At 69.9% G+C, this 25,980-nt stretch carries 25 protein-coding genes; 21 read left to right on the top strand and 4 right to left on the bottom strand.

Annotated elements, in window-relative coordinates; all coding sequences use genetic code 11:
* Nucleotides 1-66 precede the first annotated feature (66 nt).
* Entirely contained in the window at nt 67-225 is a 159-nt protein-coding gene (locus OG718_RS49765; RefSeq protein WP_306942352.1) for a hypothetical protein, read from the bottom strand.
* A 98-nt stretch (nt 226-323) separates the two neighbouring features.
* Here OG718_RS49765 and OG718_RS49770 point away from each other — a divergent pair, with 98 nt between their 5' ends.
* The 5 genes from OG718_RS49770 (at nt 324) to OG718_RS49790 (ending at nt 5,091) form a co-directional block, all read left to right on the top strand.
* Nucleotides 324-569, top strand: coding sequence for a hypothetical protein (locus tag OG718_RS49770; protein ID WP_143642137.1), 246 nt, complete (start codon nt 324-326; stop codon nt 567-569).
* Nucleotides 566-2,836, top strand: coding sequence for a heavy metal translocating P-type ATPase (locus OG718_RS49775; RefSeq protein ID WP_328847334.1), 2,271 nt, complete (start codon nt 566-568; stop codon nt 2,834-2,836). The genes OG718_RS49770 and OG718_RS49775 overlap by 4 nt, the downstream gene beginning before the upstream one ends.
* Nucleotides 2,833-3,351 carry a copper chaperone PCu(A)C gene (locus OG718_RS49780; RefSeq protein WP_143642134.1) on the top strand — a complete coding sequence of 173 codons (519 nt, stop codon included), beginning with the start codon at nt 2,833-2,835 and terminating at the stop codon, nt 3,349-3,351. The genes OG718_RS49775 and OG718_RS49780 overlap by 4 nt, the downstream gene beginning before the upstream one ends.
* A 151-nt stretch (nt 3,352-3,502) precedes the next feature.
* Nucleotides 3,503-4,204: a hypothetical protein gene (locus OG718_RS49785; RefSeq protein ID WP_328847335.1), complete on the top strand. Its 702-nt coding sequence runs from the start codon at nt 3,503-3,505 to the stop codon at nt 4,202-4,204.
* A 236-nt stretch (nt 4,205-4,440) separates the two neighbouring features.
* Complete coding sequence (locus OG718_RS49790; RefSeq protein ID WP_373466316.1) at nt 4,441-5,091, top strand: sigma-70 family RNA polymerase sigma factor; 651 nt, start codon at nt 4,441-4,443, stop codon at nt 5,089-5,091.
* Nucleotides 5,092-5,171: 80 nt separating this feature from the next.
* On the opposite strand, the gene OG718_RS49795 is transcribed toward OG718_RS49790, so the two are convergent.
* Nucleotides 5,172-5,693 (bottom strand): copper chaperone PCu(A)C, encoded by a 522-nt coding sequence (locus tag OG718_RS49795; RefSeq protein WP_143642130.1) that lies wholly within the window; start codon nt 5,691-5,693, stop codon nt 5,172-5,174.
* 572 nt (nt 5,694-6,265) lie between these two features.
* On the opposite strand from OG718_RS49795, the gene OG718_RS49800 reads away from it, so the two are divergent.
* The 16 genes from OG718_RS49800 (at nt 6,266) to OG718_RS49875 (ending at nt 24,129) form a co-directional block, all read left to right on the top strand.
* Nucleotides 6,266-7,000 (top strand): DJ-1/PfpI family protein, encoded by a 735-nt coding sequence (locus tag OG718_RS49800; protein ID WP_328847336.1) that lies wholly within the window; start codon nt 6,266-6,268, stop codon nt 6,998-7,000.
* Nucleotides 7,001-7,056: 56 nt separating this feature from the next.
* Nucleotides 7,057-7,809 carry an aspartyl/asparaginyl beta-hydroxylase domain-containing protein gene (locus OG718_RS49805; protein ID WP_328847338.1) on the top strand — a complete coding sequence of 251 codons (753 nt, stop codon included), beginning with the start codon at nt 7,057-7,059 and terminating at the stop codon, nt 7,807-7,809.
* A gap of 223 nt (nt 7,810-8,032) precedes the next feature.
* Entirely contained in the window at nt 8,033-9,445 is a 1,413-nt protein-coding gene (locus OG718_RS49810; RefSeq protein WP_443055386.1) for an MFS transporter, read from the top strand.
* 91 nt (nt 9,446-9,536) lie between these two features.
* Nucleotides 9,537-10,619: a beta-ketoacyl-ACP synthase III gene (locus OG718_RS49815; RefSeq protein WP_328847340.1), complete on the top strand. Its 1,083-nt coding sequence runs from the start codon at nt 9,537-9,539 to the stop codon at nt 10,617-10,619.
* Nucleotides 10,616-10,855 (top strand): acyl carrier protein, encoded by a 240-nt coding sequence (locus OG718_RS49820; RefSeq protein ID WP_143642120.1) that lies wholly within the window; start codon nt 10,616-10,618, stop codon nt 10,853-10,855. The genes OG718_RS49815 and OG718_RS49820 overlap by 4 nt, the downstream gene beginning before the upstream one ends.
* A gap of 34 nt (nt 10,856-10,889) precedes the next feature.
* Nucleotides 10,890-11,780, top strand: a complete 891-nt coding sequence (gene scoE / locus OG718_RS49825; RefSeq protein WP_328847341.1) for a (3R)-3-[(carboxymethyl)amino]fatty acid oxygenase/decarboxylase — start codon at nt 10,890-10,892, stop codon at nt 11,778-11,780.
* Complete coding sequence (scoD, locus tag OG718_RS49830; protein ID WP_328847342.1) at nt 11,777-12,274, top strand: (2E)-enoyl-ACP glycyltransferase; 498 nt, start codon at nt 11,777-11,779, stop codon at nt 12,272-12,274. Before scoE ends, scoD begins: the two co-directional genes overlap by 4 nt.
* Before the next feature lie 23 nt (nt 12,275-12,297).
* Nucleotides 12,298-13,857, top strand: a complete 1,560-nt coding sequence (locus OG718_RS49835; RefSeq protein ID WP_328847343.1) for a fatty acid--CoA ligase — start codon at nt 12,298-12,300, stop codon at nt 13,855-13,857.
* A 50-nt stretch (nt 13,858-13,907) separates the two neighbouring features.
* Nucleotides 13,908-14,165, top strand: a complete 258-nt coding sequence (locus OG718_RS49840) for a phosphopantetheine-binding protein (RefSeq protein WP_328847344.1) — start codon at nt 13,908-13,910, stop codon at nt 14,163-14,165.
* Nucleotides 14,152-18,549 (top strand): amino acid adenylation domain-containing protein, encoded by a 4,398-nt coding sequence (locus tag OG718_RS49845; RefSeq protein ID WP_328847345.1) that lies wholly within the window; start codon nt 14,152-14,154, stop codon nt 18,547-18,549. The genes OG718_RS49840 and OG718_RS49845 overlap by 14 nt, the downstream gene beginning before the upstream one ends.
* A gap of 90 nt (nt 18,550-18,639) precedes the next feature.
* On the top strand, nt 18,640-19,683 hold the full coding sequence (locus tag OG718_RS49850; RefSeq protein WP_143642110.1) for an ABC transporter substrate-binding protein: 1,044 nt from the start codon (nt 18,640-18,642) through the stop codon (nt 19,681-19,683).
* Nucleotides 19,684-19,751: 68 nt separating this feature from the next.
* On the top strand, nt 19,752-20,726 hold the full coding sequence (locus OG718_RS49855) for a FecCD family ABC transporter permease (protein ID WP_328847973.1): 975 nt from the start codon (nt 19,752-19,754) through the stop codon (nt 20,724-20,726).
* 34 nt (nt 20,727-20,760) lie between these two features.
* Nucleotides 20,761-21,561: an ABC transporter ATP-binding protein gene (locus tag OG718_RS49860; protein WP_143642108.1), complete on the top strand. Its 801-nt coding sequence runs from the start codon at nt 20,761-20,763 to the stop codon at nt 21,559-21,561.
* Nucleotides 21,562-22,036: 475 nt separating this feature from the next.
* Entirely contained in the window at nt 22,037-22,633 is a 597-nt protein-coding gene (locus OG718_RS49865) for a hypothetical protein (protein ID WP_328847974.1), read from the top strand.
* Between the two features lie 149 nt (nt 22,634-22,782).
* The gene (locus OG718_RS49870; protein ID WP_328847346.1) at nt 22,783-23,598 is read left to right on the top strand and encodes an N-formylglutamate amidohydrolase; all 816 of its coding nucleotides are present in this window, start codon (nt 22,783-22,785) and stop codon (nt 23,596-23,598) included.
* A 105-nt stretch (nt 23,599-23,703) separates the two neighbouring features.
* On the top strand, nt 23,704-24,129 hold the full coding sequence (locus OG718_RS49875; RefSeq protein ID WP_143642105.1) for a VOC family protein: 426 nt from the start codon (nt 23,704-23,706) through the stop codon (nt 24,127-24,129).
* Between the two features lie 28 nt (nt 24,130-24,157).
* Here the strand turns inward: OG718_RS49875 and OG718_RS49880 are convergent, their stop codons facing one another.
* Together OG718_RS49880 and OG718_RS49885 are read right to left on the bottom strand one after the other, a co-directional pair.
* On the bottom strand, nt 24,158-24,544 hold the full coding sequence (locus tag OG718_RS49880; protein WP_143642103.1) for a hypothetical protein: 387 nt from the start codon (nt 24,542-24,544) through the stop codon (nt 24,158-24,160).
* 326 nt (nt 24,545-24,870) lie between these two features.
* Complete coding sequence (locus OG718_RS49885) at nt 24,871-25,971, bottom strand: nuclear transport factor 2 family protein (RefSeq protein ID WP_328847347.1); 1,101 nt, start codon at nt 25,969-25,971, stop codon at nt 24,871-24,873.
* Nucleotides 25,972-25,980 lie beyond the last annotated feature (9 nt).

The following is a 25,980-nucleotide window of genomic DNA, read 5'->3' on the forward strand; positions in this document are numbered from 1 at the left end:
CCAGCAGAGTATTCCGTCCGACGGACCTTCCCATCGGCCTTCCCACGGACCCTCGGAAGGACCAGATCACCCGACCGTCGTCCGCAGGTACGCACCGAGGCGGGCGATGGCCGCCGGGTTGCGCGGACTCTCGACGAGGTCGACGAATACGTCAAAGCGTGGGCAGGACGTCCGTGTGCCCGACGCGACGTATGGGACGGACGGCTCCAGTGTGACGCGCGCCATAGATCTGCTCCGGAACTCGGGCCGCAGCCAGTCCGACTACTGCTTCGGTACGGCGCGATCCGAGCGACGCCGTACGTCGTGACCTGGAGACGCGGTTGATGGACGAGTCCCGGCAATTCTCCTTCGTGGGCGTGAGCGCGGTGCTGCGGAGAGTGGCGCCCCCGCCCGCGCTCTGCGGCTTCCTTCTGTTGCTGGCCCTGATTTTCACGGCGTCCTACGCCGCAGGGACGGCCAGTGGTCCCGTCGCGCCCGGCATGCACGGCACCAGTGACACACCCGGCGGCGGGAGCGGGGACATGGGAGAGATGAACGAGATGGACATGCGCGGGGGAGGCAACGGATGAGTGCCGAGCCGGTGGCCTCCCTGGTGACGACCGATCTGGCCGTCGGGGGTATGACCTGTGCGGCCTGCGTGAACCGGGTCGAGAAGAAGCTCGCCAAGCTGGACGGGGTCACTGCGACCGTCAATCTGGCTACCGGGCGGGCCCGGGTGAGCCATCCGTCGCAGATCAGCCCCGAGGAACTGGTCGCGACGGTCGAGAAGGCCGGTTATACGGCCGCCCTGCCCGAGCCGCCGAAGAAGCGGCAGCCACAGCCCGAGGATGCGGAGGGGGACGCGGAGTCCGACGACGCTCGGCAGGAGCGCGACCGTCTGTTGATCACGGCGCTGCTTGCGGTGCCGGTGCTCGTGTTGTCCATGGTGCCCGCGCTCCAGTTCCGCAACTGGCAGTGGCTGTGCTTCGTCCTCACCGCGCCCGTCGCCCTATGGGGCTCCTGGCCGTTCCACGTACGGGCGGTACGAGGGCTGCGGCACTCGACGGCGACCATGGACACGTTGGTGTCCCTCGGCGTGGTGGCTTCCTTCGCGTGGTCGACGTACGCGCTCTTCCTCGGGGGAGCCGGCGACCCCGGGATGAGGATGCCGTTCACACTCGTGCCGACCGCTTCGGACGGTGTCGCGCACATCTATCTCGAAGCGGCCGTGGGGGTACCGCTGTTCGTGCTGGCCGGTCGGTTCCTGGAGGCGCGGGCCCGGCGCGGGACCGGGGCAGCGCTGCGGTCGCTGGCCAACCTCGCTGCCAAGGAGGTCTCGGTGCGCGAGGACGGCATCGAACGGCTCATCCCCATCGAGGAGTTGAGGGCCGGGCAGGTCTTCTTCGTGCGGCCCGGGGAGCGGGTCGCCACCGATGGCGAGGTGGTGGAGGGGAGTTCCGCGGTCGATCTGTCTCTGGTCACCGGCGAGAGCGAGCCGGTCGAGGTCGGGCCGGGCTCGGCCGTGGTCGGTGGGGCCGTCAACGCAGGCGGGCTGTTGCTCGTACGGGCGATGGCCGTCGGTGCCGACACACAACTTGCCCGCATCACCCGGCTGGTCACCGACGCGCAGGCCGGCAAGGCGCGCGCTCAGCGGCTGGCCGACTCGGTCGCCGGTGTCTTCGTGCCCGTCGTGCTGGCACTGGCCGTCACGGCACTCGGGTTCTGGCTGGGTGCCGGGGCGGATCCGCAGGCGGCGATCACGGCCTGTGTGGCCGTCCTGGTGGTGGCGTGCCCGTGCGCGCTGGGCCTCGCGACCCCGACCGCGCTCATGGCCGCCACCGGACGGGGTGCCCAACTGGGTGTCCTCGTCACCGGTCCGCAGGCACTGGAGGGACTTCAGCACATCGATGCCGTAGTCCTCGACAAGACCGGCACGCTCACTTCCGGGCACATGAGCGTCGCCCGGGTCACCGCTGTGCCGGACGGGCTCGGTCGTGATGCGGTGCTGCGGCTGGCCGGTGCCGTTGAGCAGGGCTCGGAACACCCGCTGGGCCGGGCCGTCTCCGCATACGCCCGGCGGGAGTCGCCCGAGGAACGGCTGCCGGACGTGAGCGGCTTCAGCGCCCTGCCGGGGCTGGGGGTGCGCGGCAAGGTCGAGGGGCGGCTGGTCGAAGTCCTCGCTCCGGACGACGAGTTGCCCGCGGCCCTCGCGGATGCCCTGCCGGTGGCCGAAGCCGCCGCCCGCACGCCCGTACTGGTCCGCGTGGACGGCACGGCAGAAGCCCTGATCGAGATCGGTGACGTCGTGCGGCCCGGCAGCTACCGGGCCGTCGAGCGGCTGCGGCGCCTCGGTGTGCGCCCCGTGCTCGCCACCGGCGACCGCGAGGCGCCCGCCCGGGCCGTCGCGGACGCATTGGGCATCGACGAGGTGCATGCCCGCCGCACACCTGAGGACAAGGCCGATCTCGTACTGGACCTGCAGGAGCAGGGGTACCGGGTCGCGGTCGTCGGTGACGGCGTGAACGACGCCGCGGCGCTGGCCGGCGCCGACCTGGGCATCGCCATGGGCACCGGCACCGACGTCGCGATCGGAGCCGCCGATGTCACGCTGGTGCGCGGTGACATCGAGGCCCTGGCGGACGCGATCAAGCTCGCCCGGCGCGCGCTGGGCACGATCCGTGCCAACCTTCTCTGGGCTTTCGGCTACAACGCCGTCACCGTGCCGCTCGCGATGGTGGGCCTGCTCAATCCGATGGTCGCCGCGGCGGCCATGTCGGCCAGTTCGGTGCTGGTCGTCGCCAACAGCCTGCGGCTGCGCGCCTGGCAGCCCTCACCCGCACGGAGCCGCACCCGATGACCGGCGACACCTGGAGACCCGACCGCCGTCGGCTCACCGACTCCCTGTCCGCCGCGCTCGCGCCCGTCGCCGCGTTCGGACTCGCCCTCGGCGGTCTGAGCATGTGGACCGCCTACGGCAACGCGGGCAGTCCCGCCCGTGTCGCGGTCAGCGACGGCCGGGTGTTCCTGCCTACCGGCGACACCCCCGTCACGGCGGCCTTCTTCCGGATCACCAACAGCGGCGGATCGGCGGACCGGCTGCTGAAGGTGACCTCCGCCGAAATCGACGGTGTCACCAGGCTGAGCCGCCACCGCATGGTCACCGCCAACACGGCATCCGACCGTACGGTGACCTCGGTGTCCGTCCCGGCCGGCGGCAGCCTCGCCATGTCCCCGTCCGGCCTCGACGTGATCGTGCCGGCGAAGACGGAGTGGCAGGCCGGTGATCTCATCACGTTCACCCTGCACTTCGAGCACAGCGCGGCCGTGAAGTACCCCGCGGTCGTGGTCCGCCCGGGCCAGGACGGAACGTGACGTCCCCACTCTCAGAAGTCGGGCGGGCCGCCCGTCGGGTTCCGACACTTTGGTGTGTCGTCTATCACTGATGCGGAGTTGAGTGGCAGGCCCGGGTGGTGTGCGTACCCACCTGTGACGAGCAGGGATCGGATGCAAGGATGAGGCCGACATGACTGCCGGGTGGTGTGCACGCACGATACGGGCCGCGGTGTTCGCGGTCGTCTGTGTGCTGCTCGCCGCCCTCGGACACGTCCTGATGTCGGGTTCCACCGTGCCCTGGTGGACGATGGCCGCCGGGTTCGTCGCCACGAGCGGCGTCGGCTGGTGTCTGGCGGGCCGTGAACGCGGGCTCACGTTGGTGGTGTCCGCTGTCGCCCTCGCACAGGGCGCGCTCCACTGGACCTTCTCGCTGGCCCAGTCGGCGGTCTCGGCGTCCGGCACGGACTCCGTGGCGCACCCGATGAGTGGTGACCCGAGCGGCATGCACATGGGCTCCGCGTCCATGGACGCGATCGACATGGCCTCCATGGGTTCCATGGACATGGGCCACTCGGCGCATGCGGAGCAACTCGGCCACATGGCTCACGACATGGGCGGCACGTCGTCGTTCGGCATGCTCGCCGCCCACACTCTGGCCGCACTGCTCAGCGGCCTGTGGCTGGCCCACGGTGAGCGGGCCGCCTTCCGTGTCCTGCGGGCCGTCGCGGGATGGCTGGCCGCTCCGCTGCGGCTGCCGACGGCCCTGTCCGCCGCGCCGCACCACCCGCCGCGCCCGCGGCCCACCCGTGAGCGTTCGCAGCGGGTACCAAGGCTGACGCTTGCTCACACGATCATCTCTCGGGGGCCTCCGGCCGGGACCGCTGTCGCCTGAGGCAGCCGGTTCCCCGAGGCCGTCCCCCATCCCCATGAGCGCCGCGTAGTCGGCGCGGGACCGGGGGCAGGACTCTCGGGCACGGGTCGTTCACGTCGTACGGCCCCATCCCACTTTCCTCCTGTTCCGGGACTTCTCCGCAGCGGCGTACCGCGCGTGCTCGGCGCATCGCGCGCCAGTGCGCGGTCGCGCGTGCCGCCGTGCCGGATCCCGGACAACCAGAGAAGGACACACAGGTGATCACTCCTGTCCTTCCCGCCTCGCGCGAAAAGCGTGCGGCGGGGTACGAGGTGACGGACGAGTCCGGCGCGGCATCGCGCGACGAGTCGGCCACCGCCTGGGCGCTGGCCGCCCGCGGTGGCGACCCTGACGCCGTCGACCGGTTCGTACGGGCCCTGCATCCCGACGTCGTCCGCTACATCACCCACCTCTCATCCGATCGCCAGCTCGCCGACGACCTGGCGCAGGACACGTTCCTGCGGGCGCTCGGCAGTCTGCACCGGTTCGAGGGGCGCTCCTCGGCGCGCACCTGGCTGCTGTCCATCGCGCGTCGCACGGTGGTCGACAGCCTGCGGTACGCCGCCACGCGGCCGCGGCTGGCCGACGGGGACGACTGGACGATACGGGCCGAGAGGGCCCAGCCGAGAGGGCTCCCCGGCTTCGAGGAAGGCGTGGCATTGCTCGACCTGCTGGACGCCCTGCCCCCCGAGCGTCGTCAGGCGTTCGTCCTCACCCAGTTGGCGGGGCTGCCCTACGAGGAGGCCGCCGAGTTCAGCGGCTGCCCCGTAGGGACGATCCGGTCGCGGGTGGCACGGGCCCGGGCAGTCCTCGTCGAACTCCTTGCCGAGGCCGAGGAACTGCCTGCCCCGGCCGCCGTGGCGGCCTGACGAAGGGAGTGCCGGTGTCCTCCGCGGACGCGGGACACCGGCACCCCTCCCTCTCTCCGGACCACCCAGGTGCCAGAGGCTCACCGCACGCCCTCGGTCACGGTCGCCCGGACGACGACCCGCCCGCTCTGCCGGAACCACAGGGTGTACGGCAGCGTCTGCCCGGCCTTGAGCTCGGGTGGATCCAGGATCACGACCCCCAGTCCGCCCGGGGCCATGCGTACCGTGCCGCCTGCCGGAACGTCGACGGCCCATACGGGATCCGTACGCCCTGTCCCGGTCCGGCGCACCGTACGGCGGAGCATGCTGAGGCCCAGTTCCGTCGAGTCCGCGTACAGCAGTGTGTCCTTCGACGAGCCGGCGTTGCGGACCTCGAAGTACGCGGCGGTCGAGTCGGAGCCCGCGGGTGCCGCGATGATGCGCGCGTCGAGGACCGTGATCCTGGGCGGAGCTTCGCCTGCCGCACCGGTCGCGGTGTAGGCCACCAGCAGGGCCAGCGCACCACAGGAAGCACCCAATGGCGCCGCGACGGCCCGTAAGGCGTTTCCCAAGGGCGAGTTCGGCTTCCGGCGCATCACACGCATCAGGCTTCTCGGCTGCATGTGTCAGTGGTCGTGGCGCGGTTCCGGCTGGTTCCCGGTACTTGCCGGGCCGACCGGTTCCGGCCTGTGGTGGCGGGGAAGGGCCCCTCCGCAGCGCAGATCGAGCGCGGTCGCGGAACTGTGCCGACCGTGGCGGGGAGGGGCGGCATGCCAGGTCACGCGCGACAGCCGAAGGCAGGGACACCGCGGAGTCGGCCGTCTCGGGTCCGCGACCGCCGCACCACGGAGGCCGCGGCGCGGTGGAGGTCCGCTCGCACTTCCGCCGGCGCGGCTGAACAGAACGCCGTGCGAACACGGGAACTCCGAGGCCCGTCGGCGCGACTACTTGTTCGTGGGGCCGGCCGGGGGAGTGGACACGCCAGGGACGTGCCCGCGCCGCCGACCGTGTGACGCCACGGCTGTGTTCTCTCAAGTGCCGCCACAGCAAAGGAAATTGGCCCGAAGACGCGGGAACTCGGGGCCGTCGGTGACCGACTACTGGTTCGACAGCGCGGTTCGACACCCACTGACCACCTTGTGAGGTCATCGGCGGGTCGGGGCGCGGAACTTCGGGCGAAGGTGGTTCGGCACACGTGAAGCGAAGACGTCTGTTGCAGTCATCCGCGGCGGCGATCGGTGCCCTCTCGACTACCCCACTCGCGGTCGGCACCTCCCACGCGGCCGCCCCGGGGCGCGCTCGTGGTGGCAGCGGTGAAGCACTGCGAGTCCACATCGTCACCTTCGACGGCGTGGAAGAGCTGGACGTCTTCGGCCCGTTCGAGGTCTTCTCCGTGGCTGCCCGGGCCCATCCGGTGACGGTGAAGCTGGTGACCGGCGGGGAGGCGACCGAGGTGACTCACAGCTTCGGCACGAAGGTGGCCGCGGCGGCCTGGTCCCCGCACGACGCCGATCTGGTCGTCGTGCCCGGCGGTGGCTTCAGCCGGCGCGACGGCCCCGGCGTCTGGGCGGAGATCGGCAAGGGGGAATTGCCGTCCGCGCTGCGCGCGGCGCACGAAGCCGGAGTGACGGTCCTCGGTGTCTGCACGGGAGTGATCGTGCTGTCCGCCGCCGGCCTGACCAGGGGCCGTACGTGCACCACCCACCACCTGGCCCGGAGTTACCTCGCCGAACAGGGAGCCCGGGTCGTGGACCAGCGGGTCGTCGACGACGGTGACCTGGTGACGGCCGGAGGAGTCTCGTCCGGCATCGACGGAGCCCTGTGGCTGCTGGAACGCGAGTTGGGAAGCACCGCCGCCACCTACACGGAGTCGATCGTGGAGTTCGAGCGCCGCGGGACGGTTCTCCGGACGTCGACCGCCTCCTCGTGATCGCCGGCCGTCACCGCATCCCCTGACCCCCCGGCCGCTCAGCTCCGGAGAACCGTATGACACCTGAGATAGAGAACGCCTTCGCCGCGATCAGAGCCGAGTTCGGTGCGGAATCGATCACGCGGGTCCAACAGATGCTGGAGCCGGGCGGTGGCGAACGGCATCCACTGCAGAAGGGAGCCAAATGGATCATGCCCGGGCTCTCTCCCACTCCCTGGCACGACCCGTACTCCTACGCCGAACTGGCCCCCGTCGTCCGTGAGTTGGAAGCCGGTCATCAGGCGATCAAGAAGGAGCTGAATGCCGCATGGGCGGCGCGCCGGGAGGCGTTTTCGGACTACGAGCACTATCTGACCCGCCAGGAGAACTGGCAGGCCCTCTACCTGTTCCGCGAAGGACGTCTCGTCGAGGAGTCCGCCGCGACGGCTCCCACTGCTTATCAGGTACTGAAAGAAGTGGCCGTCGACACGGAGAAGATATGCCCTCTCCTGGAATGTCATTTCTCCACGCTGTTGCCGGGCGCTGTCATAGAACCCCACTGCGACCTGTGGAACTTCAGCATCAACCTGCATCTCGCCGTGGACATCCCGGACGGGTGCAGCATCACGGTCGCCGGAGAGGCGCGCTCCTGGGAGGAGGGAAAGTGCCTGCTCTTCGACTACTCCTTCGAGCATGAGGCACGTAACTCGGGGACCCGCCCGCGGACCTGCCTGCTCATCGACCTCTGGCATCCGGAGACCACTGTTCCGGAACGCCGGGCTCTCGTCGCCCTGATGGCTGAGATTCGGCGACTCATGGGGGAGGGCTGACATGGAGGAAGTAATTAGGTAAACCCCCTGGTTTCCCTGTCCCGGCAGTTTTCGACTGCTGGGTGAAAGGGCTGCCCTGACGCTCCGTGAAAACGCAATGCGGTTCGAGAGGTTGACCATTCACAAGCTGGATCCGGGCTGCTACCGTGACTGAAAATTATCGACGTTATGGAATTCCTTCGCGGGAATTCTTTGTATTGCGATCCCGAGGGGGTGATCGATGATGTCCGTGACAGAGCCGGCAAAGACGCCGCTGCGAAAGCCGCTCGGAGTTCCTCTGTTGGTGCTGGCGACAGGACAGCTCGTCATCTCGCTCGACTACAACATCGTGTATGTCGCGCTGCCGGACATCGGCGCCGGGCTGGGATTCTCCGCCCACGACCTGCAGTGGGTGGTGAGCGCCTACGTCGTGGCGACGGGAGGTTTCCTGCTGCTGGGCGGCCGGGCCGCGGATCTGCTGGGCAGGCGCCGGACGTTCGTCGCAGCGGCGCTGCTGTACGCGGGGTCGTCCCTCGTGGGCGGCCTGTCGGATTCGCCGGGCGTCCTGGTGGCCGTCAGGGCGGTACAGGGCGTCGGCGGCTCCCTGCTGTTCCCGGCGACGCTGTCCCTGATCAACACCATGTACGACGAAGGGCCCGACCGGAACCGCGCGTTGGCGGTGTGGGGTGCCGCGGGAGCGGGCGGGCTCTGCTTCGGGTCCCTGCTCGGTGGCGTCCTGGTGGAGGCGTTCGGCTGGCAGTCCGTGTTCTTCGCCAACGTGCCCGTGGCGGGAGCCCTCGCGGCGGCCGGGTGGTCGCTCTTCCCCGTGGACGGGCCGCGCGACCGCTCGCGGCACTTCGACGTGGCGGGCGCGCTGACCGCGACGGGCGGGATCACGCTCCTGGTGTTCCTGCTGGTGCAGGCCCCCGCGGAGGGCTGGGGCACGCCCGTTGCCCTCGGGAGCGCGGTGCTGTCCGTCGGGCTGCTGTCGCTGTTCGTCGTCGTGGAGAGGCGATCCCGCGATCCACTCGTACCGGCAAGGCTGTTCGCCCACCGCGGTCTGCTCGCGGCCATGGGGGTGACCGCCCTGTTCAGCGCCACGTTCAGCTCGGTGCCGTACTTCCTGACCCTCTACTTCCAGACCGTCCACGGCTACAGCGCGGTCGCGACCGGGCTCGCGTTCCTCGTACCCGCCGTGGTGGTGGCCGTCGGTACGCAGGCCGGCGAACGGGCCGTGTCCGCCTTCGGCATGCGCCGCATGCTGGTGGGCGGCATGGCGCTGGGCGCCGCCGGAGCGGCTGCCCTCGGCCTGGCACTGACCTCGGACGGCTCGTATCCCGCGCTGCTGCCGGGGATCGTGCTGATGGGCCTCGGCCAGGGGGCCGCGTGGACGGGTATGTGGATCGCCGCGTCCGCCGGAGTGGCCCCCGGGGACCAGGGCATCGCCTCGGGGCTGGCGTCGACCAGCCTGCAGGTCGGCGGCGCGGTGGGCCTCGCCGTACTGGTCGCGCTCGCCGGCGGCGTCGGGCAGAGCGGCTCGGGCCCCGGGCTCCTGGACGGCATCCGCACCGCCGTCTTCGTGATCGCGGGCGGCATCGGCTGCGGTGCGCTCGCACTGCTCGTCCGGCGCAGGACGACCGGGACCAGCGGTCCCTAGGCCCTCCCTTCGCGACTTCCTTTTCTCACCTCCCTTCCCCTTCCCGTGTCCGGGCTGCCCGGCCGTCCTCCGTCATGCCAGGAGAACCCCCATGTCCCCTGTTGCCGCCGGTCCTTCCGCTGCTCCGGCCGCCGTCCTGTGCGGGCTGGCCGGGTGGGTGCCGTCCCGCGTGGTGACCAACGAGCACCTCGCGCGACGGCTCGACACCGACGACGCGTGGATCCGCACTCGGACCGGGATCCGCCGCCGGCATGTCGTCGATCCCGGACAGGCGACGTCCGACCTGGCCGTCGAAGCCGGCCGCCGGGCCCTCGCCTCCGCCGCGACGGACCGGGTCGACGCCGTGGTCGTCGCCACCACGACCCCCGACCACACCTGCCCGGCCACCGCGCCCGCGGTCGCCGCGCGACTCGGGCTGGCGGGAGTCGCCGCCTTCGACATCGGCGCCGTCTGCACCGGGTTCGTCTACGGGCTCGCCTCGGCCGCCGGTCTCATCGCGGCCGGCGTGGCCGAACGGGTGCTGCTCATCGGGGCGGACACCTACTCCACGATCGTGGACCCGCTGGACCGGGCCAACGCGATCATCTTCGGCGACGGCGCCGGAGCCGTCGTCCTGCGGGCCGGACATCCCGACGAGCCGGGCGCGGTCGGTCACTTCGACCTCGGCAGCGACGGCGCCCAGGAGGACCTGATCATGGTCGCGGCCGGCGGCTCCCGTCAGCGCTCCCTGCCGGGCGAACCCAGCCGCCAGGACCGGCACTTCGCCATGCGGGGCAAAGAGGTCTACCGCCACGCGGTGACACGCATGGCTGAGTCCGCGCGCGCCACGTTGTCCCGGGCCGGCTGGAAGATCGACGACGTCGACCACTTCGTACCCCACCAGGCCAACCTGCGGATCCTGCACTCGGTGGCCGACGACCTCGGTCTCCCACGTGAGCGCTGCGTGACCCATGTCGAGTCCGTCGGAAACACAGGCGCCGCGTCCATCCCGCTCGCCCTCGCCGACGCGGCCGCCGGCCACATGGTCCGCCCGGGCGACCGGCTTCTGCTCACCGCGTTCGGAGGCGGCCTCACCTGGGGTTCCTGCCTCCTGACCTGGCCCGCGCTGCCCGCGCTGGCCCATCCGTACGACCCCTACGACTCCCTCGACCAAGGAGAGACCACGACGTCATGAGCACCACCTATGAACAGTTGGTCGACATCCTCGCGAGGTTGCACGACGCTCCCGCGGACCGGATCCGTCCCGAGGCAACCCTCGGCGAACTGGACGTCGACTCGCTGACGACGGTCGAGATCAGCATCCGCATCGAGCGCGACCTCGGTGTGAAGGTCGGCGACGACGAACTCCAGCCCGACCTCACGCTCGGTGACATCGCCGGACTCGTCGACGCCCGACAAGCGGCGGCCTGACTCCTCCTCACCACTCCTCGAAAGGCAGCAGCCCATGCAGATCGAAGAACAGCCCGGCAACGCGATCGGCGCGGCGGTCGAGGGATTCGACCACGCCACCGCCTCGGACGCCGACATCGAGGCCCTCAAGAGCACCGTCTACACGAAGAAGATCGCCGTCCTGAAGGACCAGGACCTCTCGCCCCAGGAGTTCCTCGAACTCGGCAAGCGGCTGGGCCGACCGGAGACCTACTACGAACCGATGTACCAGCACCCGGAGGTCACCGAGATATTCGTCTCCTCCAACGTGCCCGAGAACGGAAAGCAGATAGGCGTCCCGAAGACCGGGAAATTCTGGCACGCCGACTACCAGTTCATGCCTGAGCCGTTCGGAATCACCCTGATCTACCCCCAGGTCATTCCGGAGAAGAACCGGGGCACATATTTCATCGACATGGGCCGGGCGTACGACAGGCTGCCCGAAGATCTCAAGAAGGAAATCGGTGGGACGTACTGCCGGCACTCCGTCCGCAAGTACTTCAAGATCCGGCCCCACGACGTCTACCGCCCCATCTCCGAGATCATCGAGGAGGTCGAGCGGAAGACCCCGGCTGTCGTCCAGCCGACCACGTTCACGCACCCCATGACCGGCGAGACGGTCCTCTACATCAGTGAGGGCTTCACCGTCGGCATCGAGGACCAGGACGGTAATCCGCTCGACGAGGAGCTGCTCAAGCGGCTGTTCGACGCCACCGGCCAGCTCGACGAGTCCTTCGAGCACGACAACATCCTCCTGCAGAGCTTCGAGCAGGGTGACCTGCTGGTCTGGGACAACCGCAGCCTCATCCACCGCGCCCGGCACACGACCACCCCTGAGCCGACCGTCTCCTACCGCGTCACCGTGCACGACGAACACAAGCTCCACGGCGGGATCAAGGCGGCATGACGGACGAAGCCCTGCTGACGCAAGTGCTGATGCCGTACAAGGACCACTGCAAGTACCTGCGTTCGGCCGTTGCGACGGAGACCGACGGACGCGCCTTCGCCCGTTGCGAGTTCGAGATCCCCGAGTCGTGCTACATCGACGACACCGGACATCTGAATTCCGTCGAGGTGAACATCTGCTACAACCAGATGATGTACTACCTCGTTGCCAAGTCCGTGAAGGAAGGACTGGGGACGGGATTCGAATCCTGGACGCTGGCCGACTTCTGGAAGCACCAGCTCCCGGACATTCTCATCGCGCGCTTCTCATCGAATTTCCGACGCCCGGTCAATCCTCGTGTGTTCTCCGGGGAGATGGAGTTCCGATCCGTCACCCGGCGCGCTCCGGCCAGTGGGATCCCGTTCCTGCACGCCGATACGGCCTTCCGCTACTGGGACGCCGGCTCGGGCCGCTGCGACGGCGAGGCGACCCTGGCATTCGTCAACGCCCCCTGACACGAGACTGGAGATCCACGACCATGGACCGGCTCCACCACCCGCAGCTCCAGACACTCGTCCAGACCACGAGCTTCCACGCACAGCAGCAGCCCACCACCCCCGCGGTCCTCTGCGAGGGCCGCACGCTCACGTACGAGCAACTGCACCGCGAGAGCAACCGCATCGCCCACGCCCTCGAGGCCGCCGGACTCGCGCCGGGCGACCGGGTCGCGTACCTCGGCAAGGAGTCCGAGCACTACTACGAGATCCTCTTCGCCTGCGCCAAGAGCGGCACCGTCCTGGTGCCCGTCAACTGGCGGCTCACCGCACCCGAGGTCAGCCACATCCTGCAGGACTCCGGCACCCGACTGCTCTTCCTGGAGGACGAGTTCGGGCCGATCGTCGAGAAGATGCCGACCGCGCCCCCCGAAACGATCGTCGCGCTCGGAGCGTCCTTCGCCGCCTGGAAGGCATCGCACCCCGACACCGACCCGAAGCCGCACGACGTCACCCCCGACACCCCGGTCGCCCAGCTCTACACCAGCGGCACCACCGGACTGCCCAAGGGCGTCGTGCTCGCCCACCGCAGCTTCTTCGCGATCCGCGACGCCCTGGCGAGTGAGGGTCTCGACTGGATCGACTGGCGTGTCGGGGACATCGCACTGATCGGCATCCCCGGCTTCCACATCGGCGGCCTGTGGTGGGCCACGCAGAACTTCAACGCCGGAACCACCGTCGTCGCGATGCGCGCCTTCGCCGCCCGACAGGCCGTCGACCTCATCCGTGACCTCGGCATCACCACAGCCTGCGTCGTGCCCGCCATGCTCCGCATGATGCTGACCGAACCCGGCGTCGGCGCAAAGGACTTCACCACCCTGCGCAAGACGGTCTACGGCGGCTCCCCGATCTCCGAGGCACTGCTGGAGGAGAGCCTCGCCGTCCTCGACTGCGAGTTCGCCCAGATCTACGGCCTCACCGAGACCGGCAACACCGCGGTCTGCCTGCCCCCTGCCGCACACGTCCCCGGCGGATCCCTGATGCAGGCGGCGGGCCACCCCTATCCGGGCGTACGCAGCAAGGTCATCGACGGCGAAGGGCGTGAACTGCCGCCGGGCGCGGTCGGCGAGGTCTGCCTGGCCACACCCGCCCGCATGGTCGAGTACTGGGGACTGCCCGACAAGACCGCCGAGACCCTCCTCGACGGCTGGATCCACACGGGGGACGCCGGCTACGTCGACGAGGACGGCTACGTCTTCATCCGCGACCGCATCAAGGACGCGATCCTCGTCGCCGGCGAGAACGTCTACCCGGCCGAGATCGAGAACGTCCTGGAGGGCCACCCCGGAGTCGCCGAGGCCGTCGTCGTCGGCGCCCCCGACGAGCGCTGGGGCGAGTACGTGCACGCCTTCGTCGTCACCGCACCGGGACAGCAGCCCAGACCCCGGGACCTGCACACCTTCCTCGTCCCACAGCTCGCGAGCTTCAAGCTGCCCGCCCGCTACGAGTTCATCGACAGTGTCCCGCGCAACCCCAGCGGCAAGATCCTGCGCCGCGAACTGCGCGACCGCTTCTGGGGCGACTCCGCACGCAAGGTCAACTGACCGCCGCCGACACGCCACCGACAGCCAACGAGCCACCGAGAGAGAACGACATGCCTCCTCCCCTCACGCTGGACGGCTTCCGCGCGGACCTGGCGGAGTTCCTGTACCAGCAGCCCGACGAAGTCGACCTCGAAGAGAACCCCCTCTACGCGGGGCTGGATTCCCTGCGCATCGTCACCCTCGTCGAACGGTGGCGGGAGACCGGCGCGGACGTGTCCTTCGTCGAGCTCGCCGAGTGCACCTCGTTCGGCCAGTGGTGGCAGCTGCTCTCCGCACGTACGGGGGGAGCGGACCATGCCACCGCATGACGACGCCAAGAACGACACAGGAGACACGACCGACCGGCGACCGTTGCTGGCCGCACAGGAAGGCATCTGGACCGGCCAGCAGCTCGACCCGGACAGCCCCGCCTACAACACGGCCGAGTACGTGCACATCGACGGACCGGTGGACTCGGCCGTCCTCGAGACGGCCCTGCACCGTGTGGTCGCGGAAACGGAGGCCCTCAACGCCGTCTTCGTCGTCGACGGGCAAGGGCAGCCCTGGCAGACGGATGTCCCCGCCGGGGACTGGCACCTGCACACGGCGGACCTCACCGCCGAGCCCGACCCGCGCGCGGCGGCCCTGGCCTGGATGGACCGGGACATGGCCCGCCCCGTCGACCTCGCGCACGGGCCCCTCTTCGGCCACGCCCTGCTGCGGATCGCACCGGAGCAGTACCTCTGGTACCACCGTGTGCACCACATCGCCCTCGACGGTTTCGGCCTGTCGCTGGTCGCCCGCCGGGTCGCCGAGGTCTACACGGCCCTGACGGTGGGCGAGACGGTGGCGGAAAGCGGCTTCGGCACCCTGGCCTCGGTGCGGGACGAGGAACGCGCCTACCGGGAGTCGGCCCGTTTCGCCAAGGACCGCGACTACTGGGCGGACCGGTTCGCGGACCGGCCGGCCGTGGCGACACCCGCAGGCCGTACGGGTCTGCCCGCGCGCACCTTCCACCGACGGGTGGTGGACCTCGCTCCGGCGCAGACGGAGACCCTGCGTGCCGTCGCCCGCGACCTCAAGGTCACCTGGTCAGAGGTCCTGCTGGCGGTGACCGCGGCCCAGCTGCACCACGCGACCGGAGCCCCGGAGATCGTCCTCAGCCTGCCGGCGATGGGGCGCCTCGGCTCGGTCTCGCTCCGCGTTCCCTGCATGGTGCGCAACATCCTGCCCCTGCGCGTGACGGTCACCGCGTCGGACAGTCTGCGTGACCTCGCGGCAAGGATCTCCCGCGAGCTGCGCGCCGGGCTGCCGCACCAGCGGTACCGCTACGAACAACTGCGGCGCGACCTCGGACTCGTCGGAGGACAGCGCCGGCTGTCCGGGCCGGGCGTCAACATCATGCCCTTCGAGTACGACCTGCGGTTCGCCGGACACCGCAGTACGGTCCACAACATCTCCGCGGGCCCCGTCGACGACCTGTCCGTCAACGTCTACGACCGCTCAGAGGGCGCGGGCCTGCGCATCGCCGTGGACGCCAACCCCGACCTCTACGACGAGACGGCCGTCGCCGCGCTCCAGGAGGGACTCCTCTCCCTGCTCGGGGAGGCCGTCGCCGCCCCCGACCGGGCACTCGGTGAGCTGCGGGCGCGCGAGGCCGTCCCCGTCCTGGACGGGGGGCCGCTGCCCGGCCCCGTGCGGCCGGTCCTCGGCCTGATCGCCGACCACGCCGCCCGGCGCGGCGGATCCGTCGCCGTCGAACACGACGGACGCAGCATCACGTACGCGCAGCTCTTCGGCTCGGCACGTGACCTGGCCCGCCGGCTGGCCGCCCGTCGGATCGGCCGCGGCGACCTGGTGGCCGTCGCCCTGCCCCGAGGCATCGACGCGATCACCACCATCCTCGGCATCCTGCTCTCCGGTGCCGCCTACTGCCCACTTGACCCCACCGCGCCCCGGACCCGCAGGGCGGAGCTGCTGGAAGATGCCCGGCCCGCACTCGTCGTGACGACCAGTGCTCACGCCGACGACTTCGGAGACCGGGCCGTGCTGCAACTCGACCGGCCGGAACCCGAGTCCGAAGAGGCGGCCCGGCCGACGGCACCGACACCGGAGGACCTCGCCTACGTCATCCACACCTCGGGCTCCACAGGACGCCCCAAGGGCGTCGAGATCGGCCACCGCGCCCTCGCACACTTCGTCGCCGGGGCCACCCACCGCTACGGCCTCCACCATGCGGACCGTGTCATGCAGTTCGCCGCCCTGCACTTCGACACCAGCGTCGAGGAGGTCTTTCTCACTCTCTGCGCGGGCGCCACACTCGTCGTCCGTACCGACGACATGACCGACTCGGTCACCGGGTTCCTGGACACCTGCGCACGGCTGCGGATCAGCTTCCTCGACCTGCCCACGGCCTACTGGCACGAACTGTCCTACGCGATCTCCACCGGTGCCGCCGCTCTGCCCGCCGAGGTACGCACCGTCGTCATCGGTGGCGAGGCGGCCCTCCCCGAGCGGGTCGACCGCTGGCGCAACGCCGTCGGCACGTCGGTCCGGCTGCTGAACACCTACGGCCCGACCGAGGCCACCGTCGTCGCCACCGTCGCCGACCTCCACGACTCCTCCCTCGCCCCGGGAGACGTTCCCATCGGACTGCCGCTCCCCGGCACCCGCGCCGCGGTCGTGGACGGCGAACTCCACCTCCTGGGCGACAACCTGGCCGTCGGCTACCGGGGAGACCGCCCACCTGACGCCGCCCGTTTCGCCCCGCTCGACGTGTTGCCCGATGCGCCCCGCGCCTACCGCACCGGCGACCTCGTACGGATCGGCGGCGACGGGCAGCTGCGCTATCTGGGCCGGTCGGACACCGAGTTCAAGATCAGTGGACATCGCGTGCACCCCGCCGAGGTCGAGAGCGCCCTCCTGGCCCACCCCCGAGTCCGCGACGCCGCCGTCGTGGGACAGCTGCTGGACGACGGGACGCGGCGCCTGGTCGCCCACGTCGTCCCGGACGGGCCCGCCCCGGCCGTGGCTCTGATCAGGGATCATCTGCGGGCGGCACTGCCTGCCGCGATGATCCCGTCGGCCGTCGAGTTCCTGGACCGCCTGCCCCGGACGAGCGCGGGAAAGATCGACAGGAACGCGCTGGCCGCGATGGCTCCCGACGTACACATGCCGGATCCCGACGCACAGGTGCCGGATCCCGGTGTCGAGACAGCGGCGCACGACAGCATGCTGGAGCGCGCGATCGCCGCCGTCTGGCAGCAGGTGCTCGCCGTGGCAGCCGTCTCCGCGCGGGACGACGTGTTCGACCTGGGGGCCCAGTCGCTCCAGGTCATCCAGGTGGCCAACCGCCTGGGCGTCGAACTGCGTCGCGACGTGAAGGTCGCCTGGCTCTTCCAGCACCCGACGCCCGCCGAACTGGCGAGATTCCTGGAGCAGCAGGAGCAGCAGGCTCAGGCCGAAGTCCAGCCGCAGCCGGCCGGTCCCGGCCTTCCGGCGGTCCTGCTCGCGGACTCCGTCCTCGATCCGGACATCCGTCCGGGCGGCGGTCCTCCCCGGGCGGTCGGTACACCGGACCGAGTCCTGCTCACCGGCGCCACCGGGTTCGTGGGCGTGCACTTGCTGGCCGAACTCCTCACGAGCACCGACGCGGAGGTCGTCTGCACCGTCAGGGCCCCGAGCCCCGCGGAGGCTGCCGCCCGCATCCACCAGACCCTGGAAAACCACCAGATCCATCTCTCGGACGTAGCCAGAAAACGCATCACGGCGGTTCCCGCGGACCTGGCCCGCCCCCGTCTCGGCCTCGACGAGGCGCTCTTCGCCGAACTCACGCACACCTGCGGCGCGATCGTCCACAACGGCGCGACGGTCAGCATCATGCGCGAGTACGCCACCCTTCGCGCCGCCAACACCGAGTCCACCAGGGACCTCTTGCGCATGGCGGCCGTGCGCTCGACGCCCCTGCACTTCGTCTCGACCCTCTCCGTCGCCCCACCGATCGGCCTTGCACCTGAGGTGCCGGAGGCGTTCCTCCCGCCCCACACCGGACTGCGGTACGGCTACCAGCAGTCGAAGTGGGCCGCCGAGCGGCTGCTGGAACAGGCCGCCGAGCGAGGGCTGCCGGTCACCGTGCACCGCCTCGGACGAATCGTCGGCCCGCACTCGACCGGTTACGTGAACGAGCGGGACTTCCTGTGGAGTGTGTTGCGTGCCGGGGTTCCCGCGGGCATCGTCCCCGACCTGTTCGAGGAGGAGACCTGGACACCGGTCGACCATGTGGCCCAGGCCCTCGTCCGCCTCTGTCTCGGACGACGCCCGCCGACCGCCACGGTCTTCAACCACGTGACCAACCCGGTCCGGTTGAGTGACGTCTACGACTGGCTGGAGGAGTACGGCTACCCGCTGCGCCGTATGCCGCTGACCCAGTGGCGTGCCGAACTGCCGCACTCGTCCAGCGCCTCCGAAGCGGCGGCGACCACCCTCGCCTTCTTCGACTCCTGGGACACGGACACCGACGAGACGACCGGGCCCGAACTGCGCCCGGGGCGCGTCCGCGGCGACAACGTCGCGACCGGGCTGCACGGCAGCGGCATCGTCTGCCCGCCCGTCGACCGGGACCTCGTCTTCCGCTACCTCGACCACTGCGTCGCCACTGGAACGCTGCCCGCCCCGGCGGGAAAACAGGGCCATCTGGCAATGCCCGCCAAGTAGTTGGATCTCTCCGGGAACTTCAGGGCCCCACCCCCCGACTACTGCAGCAGAACCCGTCGCCTCATGATCACACCGCAGCAAGGAGCCAGCATGTCGAAGAAACGGCCGGTCGCCACAGCCCTGGCCGGCGCCCTCTGTCTGGTCACCGCGGCATGCGCCGACTCCTCGACCGACAAGGCCGACGACACCGGCGACAACGCGGCCGCGGCCGCCGCGAAGTCCGGCTACCCGGTGACCCTCGACAACTGCGGAGTGCCGGAGAAGTTCACCAAGGCGCCCAGCCGCGTGGTCACCATGAACGGCGCTTCGGTCGCCGAGGTCTCCACGCTGCTCGCCCTCGGCCTCGGCGACCGCATCGTCGCCAACCAGCAGAGCTACGGTATGTCCGAGGTGGCGGGCCGCGCCAAGGCCATCAAGGCCCTGCCCAGCGGCGACGTCAAGCTCAACGACGCCTACGACATCCCGCGCGAGGCGATGATCGGGCTGCGCCCGGACCTGGTGCTGTCCACGACCTCCTACGGCTTCGACGAGAAGAACGGCTTCGCCACCCGCGAGCAGCTCAAGGAGGTCGGCGCGGGCACCTACGTCTCCCCGCAGGGCTGCGACCAGGACACCTCCAAGATGACCGTCGCCGACAGTTACACGCTGCTGCGCGACATGGGCAAGGTCTTCAACGTCGGCGACCGCGCCGAGAAGCTGATCACCGCGTCGGAGAAGAACATCGCCGGCGTCTCCGCCAAGGTGAAGGGCGAGAAGCAGCCGAAGGTCATGGTCCTGTTCTCCAACATGACCATGGGAGGCAACGACTTCAGTTCGGTCGTCGCCAAGGGCATCTACAACGACATCCTCGCCAAGGCCGGCGGCACCAACGCCTTCGAGTCGGCCTCCAAGACCTCCTTCGCCGACCTGAGCAAGGAGAAGGTGGCCGCCACCGACGTCGACGCGCTGGTCGTCATCGGCTACAACGACCCGAACCCGGCGGCCTACGCCAAGAAACTGCTGAAGGAGTTCCCCCAGTGGCCGGCCGCGAAGAACAACAAGTACGTGGCCGTGTCGGACTCGATGTACCTCGGCCCGAGCAACGACCTGGCCGTCGAGAAGATCGCCAAGATGCTGCACCCCGACAAGTTCTGAACCAGATCCCCAGCCGCCTGCGGGTGCCGCTCGCAGTCGTCGGCCTGCTGGTTGTCCTGGTCGCCGTCATGGTGGTGGCGGTGAGCATCGGCGCGGTCAACATCCCGGTGGCCGACGTGTGGGGAATCCTCCTCCACCACCTCACCGGCCGGGGAGCGACGAACGACCCGGCGCTGGACCAGATCGTGTGGACCTTCCGGGCGCCCCGCGTCGCCCTGGCCGCACTGGTCGGCGCAGGACTGGCCGTCGCGGGGGCGGTACTCCAGACCCTGGTCTCCAACCCGCTCGCCGACCCGATCGTCCTCGGCTTCTCCTACGGCGCCTCGCTGGGCGCAGTGCTCGTCATCACCCTCGGTGGCGCCGCGCTCGGGGGCCTGGCAGGTCTCGGTGTGTCCGGCGCGGCGTTCGTCGGTGCCCTTGCGGCCGGGGCCCTGGTCTTCGCGCTGGGCCAGAGACGGGGCCGGCTGGCCCCGACCCGGCTGGTGCTGGCCGGAGTCGCGGTCGGCTATGTCCTGCTGTCGATGACCAGCTTCGTCCAGCTGCTGGCGACGCCCACCGAACTGAGGACCGTCATGTTCTGGATGCTCGGCAGCGTCGCCGGTGCCCAGTGGGACCAACTGCCCACCGTCACCGTGGTCGTCCTGGCGAGCACCGTCGTGCTGACCCTGTTCGGACGGCGACTCAACGCCCTGCTGGCCGGCGACGAGTCCGCCACCGCGCTGGGTGTGGACGTCAACCGGCTGCGCGCCGTCCTGCTGGTCATCAGCGCGCTGCTCACCGGCACCGTCATCGCCGTCGCCGGCGGTGTCGGCTTCGTCGGCCTGATGATCCCCCACCTGGTCCGCCTCACCACCGGTGCCGACCACCGCAGACTGCTGCCCCTGACCGCGCTCCTGGGTGCCATCTACCTCGTCCTCGTCGACCTGCTCTCCCGAACCGTCAACCGCCCCAACGAACTGCCACTGGGCATCCTCACCGCCCTGCTGGGCGCCCCCTTCTTCCTGTGGCTGCTGCGCCGCAACAAGGGCCTGGACACCGTATGAAGCCGCTGAAGCCGCGACGAGGGCCGGACACCGTATGAAACTGACCGTCGACCAGCTCCACGTCACCCTGGACCACAGGCCGATCCTCCGCGAGGTGAACCTGGAGGCCGCCAAGGGCGACATCGTCGGGCTCGTGGGCCCCAACGGCAGCGGCAAGTCCACTCTCCTCCGCACGGTCTACCGCTCTCTGCGCCCGGCCGACGGTGTGGTCCGGGTGGGCGACGACGACGTGTGGGAGCTGTCCCCGCGCACCGCCGCCCGCCGTACGGCGGCCGTCCTCCAGGACGCCGGCACCACCACCGGCCTGACCGTGACCGAGATCGTCGCCCTGGGACGCACGCCCCACCACGGCCTGATGGGCCGGGACGGCGCCGAGGACCACCAGGCCGTGGCGGAAGCAGTCGACCGCTGCGGCGTCGCACCCTTCACGGACCGGGACTACGCCACCTTGTCCGGCGGCGAACGCCAACGCGTACTGCTGGCCCGCGCCCTCGCCCAGCGGCCGCAGCTCCTGGTCCTGGACGAAGTCACCAACCACCTCGACATCCGCGCCCGGTTCGAGCTCCTGGACCTGATCCGCAGCACCGGGATCACCACCCTGGCGGTCCTGCACGACCTCGACCTCGCAGCCCGGCTCTGCGACCACCTCGTCGTGCTCCACGAGGGCGCGGTGGTCGCGGCAGGACCCGTACTGGAGGTCCTGACACCGGACCTCCTGCACGATGTCTTCGGCGTACGGGGCGGCACGGAGCGGCACCCCGACGGCATCGTCCGCATCACGTACGCGGCCCAGCCGCTCGCCCTCGACCGGGAGACCGAGCCCGCCGACCGGTGACACACCATCACCAGCCGTGGGGCTCGGGCTCAGCGGGTTCCGGGCGCTTCCTACTGGCTTCCGTGTCGGGACTGCTCGCTCGCCTCGGCCGACCGGATGCAGCGCCATGTCGATCCCGGCCGAAACCCCGGCGGAGGTGACGATATCGCCGTGTGGATGAGTCGGCGGACGAATTTCGGCGTAAAAGAGCCCTGTTCTGTCGCAGGTAATTGGCCATCATGTGCCCACCGTTTTTCCTCTGGAGGCATCACATTTGACCGATATCTCGAACGGCGCTTGATATCTCGGCCGCACAGCCGGCCCCGGCTTGGCAACGACGGCACGTCCACAGTGAGATCCCATTGCCCCGTTCCGCTTTCCTCGGCGGACGGGCTGTTCAAGCCGTCACCCCCTCACTCGACGGCCCCAACCCCCCCCACAGGAGGACTCCTCAATGAGCCCACGACACGCCTCGGAGCCCACCGAGCGAACGGCCATGCCCCGGCGAAGGCTGGCGGTCATAGCCGTGCTGGCAGCCACCGTGCTCGCCGTGCCCGGCGTCGCGCAGGCCGCACCCAAGGCCGCCCCAGCACCTCAGGAACAGGTGGCGGCGGCCACCATCACCTGGACCCTCGAACGGGCCGCCAACCCCACACAGGACCAGCAGACGGCCTACAACCTCATCACGACGGCCATGAACGCCGCTGTGGCGCGCTACAACAACGTGAGTGACCTCGGCAAGACCATCACCGTCCGCTATGACCCGGGCGTACCCACAGCCGACGGCAACATCAACGGCACCATCCGCTTCGGCAACCGCAGCTACATGACCGAGCGGACCGCGCTGCACGAGATCGCCCACACCATCGGCGTGGGCACGAGCTCCGGATGGTCCTCCATCGGAGGCAGCGGTACCTGGCGCGGCGCACAAGCCACCGCGCTCGTCAAACAGTTCGACGGTTCGGGCGCCACACTGTCCACCGGCGGCGGCCACTTCTGGCCCTACGGCCTGAACTACGACAACGAGTTCTCGAACACGGCGGCCAACCGCCACGTCCAGATCGTCGCCGCCATGGTCCGCGACGGCCTGTAGTCGAGACGGTGCTGGAGGGGTAGCCGATCCCGCCGGTTCGCCGCGCGGCCCGCGCACCCCTCCAGCTCGGCCGGTCGGTGTAGTAGGAAAGGTGCACATGCCCTGACGCATGGCCCGCACCCGCATACGCACACATCAAGGACTTGTGAATGACCGACGTGTCGGCTTCCTTCCGTCTCGTGGCCGGCGCGCCGGACTCCCCGGTGATCCTGCACGTCCCGCACTCCTCGCGAGTGATCCCGGCGGACGTACGGAGCGGCATCGTGCTCGAAGATGCCGCGCTGGAACGGGAGTTGGACCACATCACCGACTCGCACACCGCACGGATCGCGGCGACGGCCGCCGAGCGCTGCACCACCGGGCCCTGGCAGTTCGTCAACCGGTTGTCGCGGCTGGTCGTCGACCCCGAACGGTTCCCGGACGAGCGGGAGGAGATGCTGACCGTGGGCATGGGCGCGGTCTACACGCGGACCACGCACCGGGAAGAGCTCCGCCCGGCCGACCACGACGGACGGCAGCTCGTCGAGCGCTACTTCCACCCGTACGCGGCTGCGGTCACGGATGCCGTGACGCGGCGGCTGGAGGCCGTCGGACGGGCTGTGATCATCGACGTCCACTCCTACCCGACCGAGCGCCTGCCCTACGAACTGCACGGTGACGGCCCCCGGCCGCTCATCTGCCTGGGCCGGGACGACTTCCACACCCCGGCCGACCTGCTGGCCCACGCCGAGATGGCGTTCGCCGGCTTCGGCGGCACGGGCATCAACACCCCCTTCAGCGGGACGTACGTCCCGTTGAGGTACTACGGGAACGACCCCCGGGTCAGCGCCCTGATGATCGAGATCCGGCGGGACGTCTACATGTCCGAGCCGGGCGGTCCGGCAGGCCCCGGCCTCGATGCCCTCGCGAACGCCCTCGCCGACCTGGTCGACATGGCGAGTACGGCCGGCAGGGTACGCGCCTGACGCAGACGGACCCCTTCAGGAGCGGGCTCGGTGCACACCGCATCCGCCATGGCTCGCCGCTGTTGCCTCCGGCCGTCCGGCCACTGCTCACGGCACAGTGGAGACATGAACGCAGATGACAGAAACATTCTTGCCGGAGCACGTGTGGCGACAAGGCTCCCCGCCCAGGACCTGGACCGGGCGCGGCGTTTCTATTCCGAGCAACTCGGCCTTGAGCCCTTCGACGAGCGGCCCGGTGGTCTGCTGTATCGGTGCGGAGGCGTTGACTTCGTCGTTTTCCAGTCGACGGGAGCCTCGCCCGGGACCTTTACGCAGATGGCGTTGGAGGTCGACGACATCGAGACAGCCGTATCGGAACTCAAGCGGCGCGGCGTGGTGTTCGAGGAGGTCGACGTTCCTGGACTCCGTACCAGGAACAGCATCGCCGACATCGAGGGGAACTACCCGAGCAAGGGCGCACGAGGCGAACGCGGTGCCTGGTTCCGTGACAGTGAGGGAAACCTGCTGGGCATCGGCGAGTTGGTCTTCTGAGCACAGACGGGATCAGAAACAGACGGGATCAGAAGCGGCCCTTGACCGACGAGTACAAGGTTTCCACGCTGCGCCGGGTGCCGTCACCTCCGCCGATGAAGTTCGTACGGGGGTTCAGACGGAACGTGCTGCCGTCCGCGCGGCGTATGCGAACGTACGTGTTGCCGGTGTAGGCGCCGTTCATGTGCAGCTCATTGGGTCTGTTGCCCAGAGCCACCTCGTCGAGCGGGTCCGCCCACAGGAGCCCCTTGTCGCGGACCGACCAGTAGGCGCTCTTGACCAGAAGCACCCGACGGTCGGTCACCCCGAGGACGGCACGCCGGAAACCGGCACCGAGGTACCCGGACAGGGCCACCTTCAATGTCTCCTTGCGCAGATGAGGGTGCAGGGCTTGCTTCAGCTCGGACTCGATCATGAGGACCCTCCGTTGGCCGGTGCGTTCAGACCTGGCGCGGTGCCGCGGCCGGGTGCGTACGCCCTCGTCGGGATCCGCACCGCCGGTGCACCCACAGATGATGCCCGCCGCACCGCCCCGGAGTCACCCCTGGCGTCCTAACGGGCCCCGGTGGCAGCCGAGTTGGGCCGGCGCCGTGTGCGGGGCGATCGACGTGACGCCCGGCGGACCGGTCGGCCGCTGGTACGAGTTCGAGTGTCCGGGAGCGCTCCCGTACGCCGTACGCCACCATGAGCGCGCCAAGAACAGCCGTCGGTCCCGACCCCGGAGCGGTTCCCCTGGACCGGTCAGTATCCGATGGCCTCTCGGAGGAGCAGCACGGTGCCGCGCCCGGGGCGGGGTTCCGCGTTGAGGATGAGGAGACGGTTTACGGCGCTGGGCATCCCGTACACCGCCTGGGCGCGGTCGTTCTCCAGCGGGAGGGCGTACTCCTCGACGCGGCGCAGCGCCGTGCTCAGGTCGGGCACCACCTTCTGCGCACCGACGATCCAGACCGCGTGGGCGGCTCCGCCCGCGTTGGCCGGGAGTTGGCTGCCGCTGCCCGAGGCAAGGACGAGCGAGCCGGTCTCGGTGACCGCGGCGACACTGTTGACGACGAAGTCGGGGCCGGCGACCAGCCTTCGGATCTCGTCGGCGCCGGTGGCACGGTCGATTGCGAGAACGCGCGGCCTGATGGCGTCGTACCGGCCGCCGGTGTTGATGTCCTCGTCGATGCCGGACAGTCGGAGGGTCTCGCTTGCTCCGGTGAGTACGCCGGCGCCCTCGGGGACCAGCTCCGCGACGCGGGCGCGCGCGGCCGCCGCGTCGTCGAGGATCTCGGCGGCGAAGCCGCCCGCACGCAGCGCTGCGGCCACCTGCTCCAGTCGTGCGGCCGATGCAGGTTCGGCGAAGGACGTGGTCGGAACCGGGGCGGCCGTGGCGTCTGCCGAGTCGGTCTCGGAACCCTGTGCCGCGTTTGGCGCCGTGCCCGCCAGCGGGGAGGTGTCGAGGTATCTGACCTCGTACACCCGCTCAGCGAACTTCCAGCCCTCCGTGGTGCGTTGGTAGCGGTCGTGGTAGACGGCGTAGTTCAGACCCTGGCGTCCGTCGAGGGTGCGCGCGAGCTCTTGGATGTAGGCGCGGCCGGTCGCGGTGTCGCCGTCGAGCAGGATCGTGCCGGGGTGTGTGGTCTGTACGAAGAAGTCCCACTGGCTCTGCAGCCGCTCGCCCCCGACACGGATCTCCTCGCGGCCGACCAACTCGACGGGAATGTTGGGCATGCGCAGGGCGCCGTCCGGAGTGAACAGCGATGCCAGGCGGGGTCGGTCGCGCATCATCGCCGCGTCGGTGAACTCGCCGCGCAGTGCCTCGATCTCGACGCGGTCCGCGATGGCCTGGAAGTCGTTCATCGAAAGTCG

This window comes from Streptomyces sp. NBC_00258, assembly GCF_036182465.1.
In the GTDB taxonomy this organism is placed as follows: domain Bacteria; phylum Actinomycetota; class Actinomycetes; order Streptomycetales; family Streptomycetaceae; genus Streptomyces.

Excerpts from the sequence above, each read along its gene's own strand:
- scoE (WP_328847341.1), top strand. The coding sequence starts at position 10,890 with ATGCAGATCGAAGAACAGCCCGGCAACGCGATCGGCGCGGCGGTCGAG.
- OG718_RS49885 (WP_328847347.1), bottom strand. The coding sequence starts at position 25,971 with ATGAACGACTTCCAGGCCATCGCGGACCGCGTCGAGATCGAGGCACTG.
- OG718_RS49795 (WP_143642130.1), bottom strand. The coding sequence starts at position 5,693 with ATGCAGCCGAGAAGCCTGATGCGTGTGATGCGCCGGAAGCCGAACTCG.
- OG718_RS49780 (WP_143642134.1), top strand. The coding sequence starts at position 2,833 with ATGACCGGCGACACCTGGAGACCCGACCGCCGTCGGCTCACCGACTCC.
- OG718_RS49840 (WP_328847344.1), top strand. The coding sequence starts at position 13,908 with ATGCCTCCTCCCCTCACGCTGGACGGCTTCCGCGCGGACCTGGCGGAG.
- OG718_RS49875 (WP_143642105.1), top strand. The coding sequence starts at position 23,704 with ATGAACGCAGATGACAGAAACATTCTTGCCGGAGCACGTGTGGCGACA.
- OG718_RS49845 (WP_328847345.1), top strand. The coding sequence starts at position 14,152 with ATGCCACCGCATGACGACGCCAAGAACGACACAGGAGACACGACCGAC.
- OG718_RS49805 (WP_328847338.1), top strand. The coding sequence starts at position 7,057 with ATGACACCTGAGATAGAGAACGCCTTCGCCGCGATCAGAGCCGAGTTC.
- OG718_RS49770 (WP_143642137.1), top strand. The coding sequence starts at position 324 with ATGGACGAGTCCCGGCAATTCTCCTTCGTGGGCGTGAGCGCGGTGCTG.
- OG718_RS49820 (WP_143642120.1), top strand. The coding sequence starts at position 10,616 with ATGAGCACCACCTATGAACAGTTGGTCGACATCCTCGCGAGGTTGCAC.
- OG718_RS49880 (WP_143642103.1), bottom strand. The coding sequence starts at position 24,544 with ATGATCGAGTCCGAGCTGAAGCAAGCCCTGCACCCTCATCTGCGCAAG.
- OG718_RS49775 (WP_328847334.1), top strand. The coding sequence starts at position 566 with ATGAGTGCCGAGCCGGTGGCCTCCCTGGTGACGACCGATCTGGCCGTC.
- OG718_RS49765 (WP_306942352.1), bottom strand. The coding sequence starts at position 225 with ATGGCGCGCGTCACACTGGAGCCGTCCGTCCCATACGTCGCGTCGGGC.
- OG718_RS49860 (WP_143642108.1), top strand. The coding sequence starts at position 20,761 with ATGAAACTGACCGTCGACCAGCTCCACGTCACCCTGGACCACAGGCCG.
- OG718_RS49870 (WP_328847346.1), top strand. The coding sequence starts at position 22,783 with ATGACCGACGTGTCGGCTTCCTTCCGTCTCGTGGCCGGCGCGCCGGAC.
- OG718_RS49785 (WP_328847335.1), top strand. The coding sequence starts at position 3,503 with ATGACTGCCGGGTGGTGTGCACGCACGATACGGGCCGCGGTGTTCGCG.
- OG718_RS49850 (WP_143642110.1), top strand. The coding sequence starts at position 18,640 with ATGTCGAAGAAACGGCCGGTCGCCACAGCCCTGGCCGGCGCCCTCTGT.
- scoD (WP_328847342.1), top strand. The coding sequence starts at position 11,777 with ATGACGGACGAAGCCCTGCTGACGCAAGTGCTGATGCCGTACAAGGAC.
- OG718_RS49815 (WP_328847340.1), top strand. The coding sequence starts at position 9,537 with ATGTCCCCTGTTGCCGCCGGTCCTTCCGCTGCTCCGGCCGCCGTCCTG.
- OG718_RS49810 (WP_443055386.1), top strand. The coding sequence starts at position 8,033 with ATGTCCGTGACAGAGCCGGCAAAGACGCCGCTGCGAAAGCCGCTCGGA.
- OG718_RS49835 (WP_328847343.1), top strand. The coding sequence starts at position 12,298 with ATGGACCGGCTCCACCACCCGCAGCTCCAGACACTCGTCCAGACCACG.
- OG718_RS49865 (WP_328847974.1), top strand. The coding sequence starts at position 22,037 with ATGCCCCGGCGAAGGCTGGCGGTCATAGCCGTGCTGGCAGCCACCGTG.
- OG718_RS49855 (WP_328847973.1), top strand. The coding sequence starts at position 19,752 with ATGGTGGTGGCGGTGAGCATCGGCGCGGTCAACATCCCGGTGGCCGAC.